Genomic DNA, 3,373 nt, shown 5'->3' with positions numbered 1-3,373 from the left:
AGCCGCACCAATCGGTCCTATCAACGCCGCTCAGCTTGATAAAGGAATCAAAAATGGCTTTTTACATGCTTGGTTCTTAGGGATAGGAGCAACATCGGTTGACGCTCTTTATATGCTTGTAGTTTATTTTGGGTCCGTTCATTTTTTAAGCAGCGATTTTATGAAAACGTTTCTTTTTTCGTTTGGATGCTTCGTATTAATTTATACCGGTATTGAAGGGTTAATGAGCGCAGGGAAAATTACACAGCATCGGAACGCAAAAGGAGATTCGGTCGTAAAGTGTTTTTTTTCAGGTTTTTTAATTTCATTAACAAACCCGCTTACTATTCTTTTTTGGCTCGGTATTTATGGCTCTGTTTTAGCCAAAACAGCTAATACATACGAAACAGAACAGCTTATTTTATACAGCTGTGCTATTTTTACAGGGATTTTATGCTGGGATATTGCTATGGCAGCTTTAGCAAGCACTTTTCGCAGGTATTTAGCAGCGACGTTTTTGACTGCAGTTTCCRTTATATCCGGCCTTTCTCTAATAGGATTTGGTATATATTTCGGCTGGCAAGCCGTACAGCAATTCATTATTTAAAAGGAGAGAAAGCAGAATTGAATTTAAAGCGTTTTCTATCTGCTGAAAAATAGTAGAAAGCTGCCTCTTTTTGCGCATAAATTTTTCAAACTATCACACACTACATCGAGGTGTAAGGAGTGATAGTATGAAAAAGAAAATAGGCTGCGGAAGTCAGGTTGAAGGGAAATTAAAATGGTGGCAGCTGTCTTTAATCGGAGTAGGGTGCATCATCGGTACAGGCTATTTTTTAGGATCAAGTATTGCAATAAAAGCCACGGGTCCCTCTGTATTAATTGCTTTTTTACTAGCAGCAGTATGTACATTTATTGTATTTGACGCTCTTGCTAAAATGAGTGCTCAAGATCCTCAAAAAGGTTCGTTTCGCTCTTATGCTAAAAAGGCTTATGGAAGATGGGCAGGCTTTAGCAGCGGATGGGTATACTGGAGTTCAGAGATGTTGATCATGGGGAGTCAGCTCACTGCTTTATCTCTTTTTACACGTTTTTGGTTTGATGGTATTCCACTGTGGGTCTTTGCCTCTATTTACGCTGTTTTAGGCATTGCTGTTGTATTAATAGGAACAAAAGGCTTTGAACGAATGGAAAATGTATTTGCTGTCACAAAAGTGGCTGCCATTTTAATGTTTATTGTATTAGCTAGTCTCGCTTTATTTGGATTTTTAGACGAAGGTGCCAAACAAGGGATGCCGCGAACGATAAGTGAAGTATTTCCCCACGGGTTTTTAGGTTTATGGGGCGCTTTGCTTTATGCCTTTTATGCTTTCGGCGGAATCGAAGTCATGGGGATCATGACGGTTCGTTTGGAAAAAAAAGAAGACGCACCGAAAGCAGGTAGAAGTATGCTTATTCTCCTTGGAATTATTTATATCGCTTCACTGAGTTTAGCTATTTTAATTGTGCCATTTCATGATTTTCATGGAAATCAAAGTCCATTTATAACGGCTTTAGAAACATACCATCTTCCATTTTTTCCTCATGTTTTTAATGGAGCAATGATTATCGCTGGATTTTCAACAATGTCGGCTTCTTTCTTTTCTGTAACAACGATGATTGTCACTCTTTCAGAAGATGGAGATGCTCCTGCATTGTTTTCAAAGCAAAAAAAGAAAAAGCTGCAATTTCCTATACCGGCTTTACTTTTAACAACAGCGGGATTAGTTGTTTCTATTGTTCTTTCCTTGCTATTGCCCGGGAAAATTTATGAGTATATTACAACAGCAGCTGGACTGATGCTGATTTATAACTGGTTCTTTATTTTAATTTCTTTTCATCGCTTAATCAAACAAACAGTTTGGGATAAAGTAAAACAAGCTGTTGGCCTCTTATTAATACTGCTAGCGGTAAGCGGTACGCTGTTAGAATCTGCAAGCAGGCCAGGTTTCTTTGCAAGCTTAGGCTTTTTAATTGTTATAAGTCTTGTTATTTTGAAATTGCGCCATAAGTGGAAAGAAGAAGAAGCCGCTAGCTAACATATATTTAATCTTTATGAGGGACACTATGCACGTTGTACAATTACAAAAATAAAAGGTGGTTATGATCATGCCAAAAAACAAGCAGACTCCTTCTTCACAAGTAGATCAAAAACAAGTAGTAGATGACAAAGCAAAAGCGCTACGAGAAAATAATTATGAAGATGGTCATATTCGCAAGATAACTCAAAGCGGGGCAGACGGCCAATAACAAAAAAAGACGCGTTCGCGTCTTTTTTTGTTGAAGTGTATCCTTACCAACGATGAGCTTTTGCATTACTTCGCAGGATGATGTTCGTTTGAGACATCTCTGTATGTCCATTTACTTGGGACTTTGAACGCTTCGGTCTCGTCCAGTTGTGGCGGAATAGTTCTGAATGCTGATCTACATGATTTTTATCATTCATCATAATCACCTCAAGGATAGGATACTTTCACAAGATATTTGCGGTGAAATATCTCTCTTATAGAATGGGGTAAAAAAGAAGAAATACACCTAACACTTTTAACCATACATATAAAAGCAGTGCCTATTCATAAACTACAGAAGGCCACTTCTAACTTTAGGTTAAGCTTCGGATTTATAAAGCAAAAACTGCCTTAGTGGGGACTAAGGCRGTTTTTTAGTGGAGTAATCAAACTTCAATAATGACAGGAAGGATCATAGGTCTTCTTTTGGTTTGGTTATATAAAAATTGGCCAAGCGTTGTCTTGATTTCTTTTTTCATAATGCTCCATTGGTGAACATGAGCTTTTTGTAATTGGTTTACAATTTTAGTCACTTGTCGGTTAACATCTTTTAATAACTGCTCTGAGTCTCTTGTATAAACAAATCCTCGTGAAATGGTATCTGGACCAGACACAATTTTCCCTTCCGCCTTATTCAGAGTAATAACAATAACCAGCATACCATCTTCTGAAAGCTGTTTGCGGTCACGTAAAACCGCGTTTCCAACATCCCCAATGCCAAACCCATCTACATATACATTGCCTGCAGGGATTTTTCTTGTTTGAACAGCTGTTCCGCCCTTGATATCAACAATATCACCGTTATTTATAATGAAAATGTTCTCTTTTTCCACCCCGACGGATTCTGCTAATAAGCTGTGGTGATGAAGCATTCGAAACTCGCCGTGAATGGGAATAAAATACTTTGGCTTCATCAATGTAGCCATTAATTTTAGCTCTTCTTGATAGCCATGTCCTGATACGTGCATACCTGTTGCGCTTCCTKAACCGTAAATCACATGAGCCCCGAGTGTGAAAAGACTGTCGACAATACGAGAGATATTACGTTCATTGCCAGGAATAGGCCC

Annotated in this window: 5 protein-coding genes; 3 read left to right on the top strand and 2 right to left on the bottom strand. The window is 38.4% G+C overall.

What is annotated here, in order from left to right; all coding sequences use genetic code 11:
- From AC1DRF_RS20250 to AC1DRF_RS20240, 3 genes are all read left to right on the top strand, one after another.
- Positions 1-586, top strand: a 586-nt coding sequence (locus AC1DRF_RS20250) for a LysE family transporter (RefSeq protein ID WP_477741519.1), incomplete at its 5' end; no start/stop codon positions are given.
- Positions 587-713: 127 nt separating this feature from the next.
- Entirely contained in the window at positions 714-2,057 is a 1,344-nt protein-coding gene (locus AC1DRF_RS20245) for an amino acid permease (protein ID WP_097823860.1), read from the top strand.
- A 70-nt stretch (positions 2,058-2,127) separates the two neighbouring features.
- Positions 2,128-2,268, top strand: a complete 141-nt coding sequence (locus tag AC1DRF_RS20240) for a hypothetical protein (RefSeq protein ID WP_013082476.1) — start codon at positions 2,128-2,130, stop codon at positions 2,266-2,268.
- A gap of 43 nt (positions 2,269-2,311) precedes the next feature.
- Here the strand turns inward: AC1DRF_RS20240 and AC1DRF_RS20235 are convergent, their stop codons facing one another.
- Both AC1DRF_RS20235 and AC1DRF_RS20230 read right to left on the bottom strand, forming a co-directional pair.
- The gene (locus AC1DRF_RS20235; RefSeq protein WP_014460817.1) at positions 2,312-2,464 is read right to left on the bottom strand and encodes a YpzG family protein; all 153 of its coding nucleotides are present in this window, start codon (positions 2,462-2,464) and stop codon (positions 2,312-2,314) included.
- Between the two features lie 228 nt (positions 2,465-2,692).
- On the bottom strand, positions 2,693-3,373 hold a 681-nt coding region (locus tag AC1DRF_RS20230; protein ID WP_477741518.1), incomplete at its 5' end, for an MBL fold metallo-hydrolase RNA specificity domain-containing protein.

This window comes from Priestia sp. P5_B4 (assembly GCF_056400385.1).
Note: the sequence above shows the minus strand (reverse complement) of the source record. Positions and strands in the feature narration are given on the sequence as shown.

Excerpts from the sequence above, each read along its gene's own strand:
- AC1DRF_RS20245 (WP_097823860.1), top strand. The coding sequence starts at position 714 with ATGAAAAAGAAAATAGGCTGCGGAAGTCAGGTTGAAGGGAAATTAAAA.
- AC1DRF_RS20240 (WP_013082476.1), top strand. The coding sequence starts at position 2,128 with ATGCCAAAAAACAAGCAGACTCCTTCTTCACAAGTAGATCAAAAACAA.
- AC1DRF_RS20235 (WP_014460817.1), bottom strand. The coding sequence starts at position 2,464 with ATGAATGATAAAAATCATGTAGATCAGCATTCAGAACTATTCCGCCAC.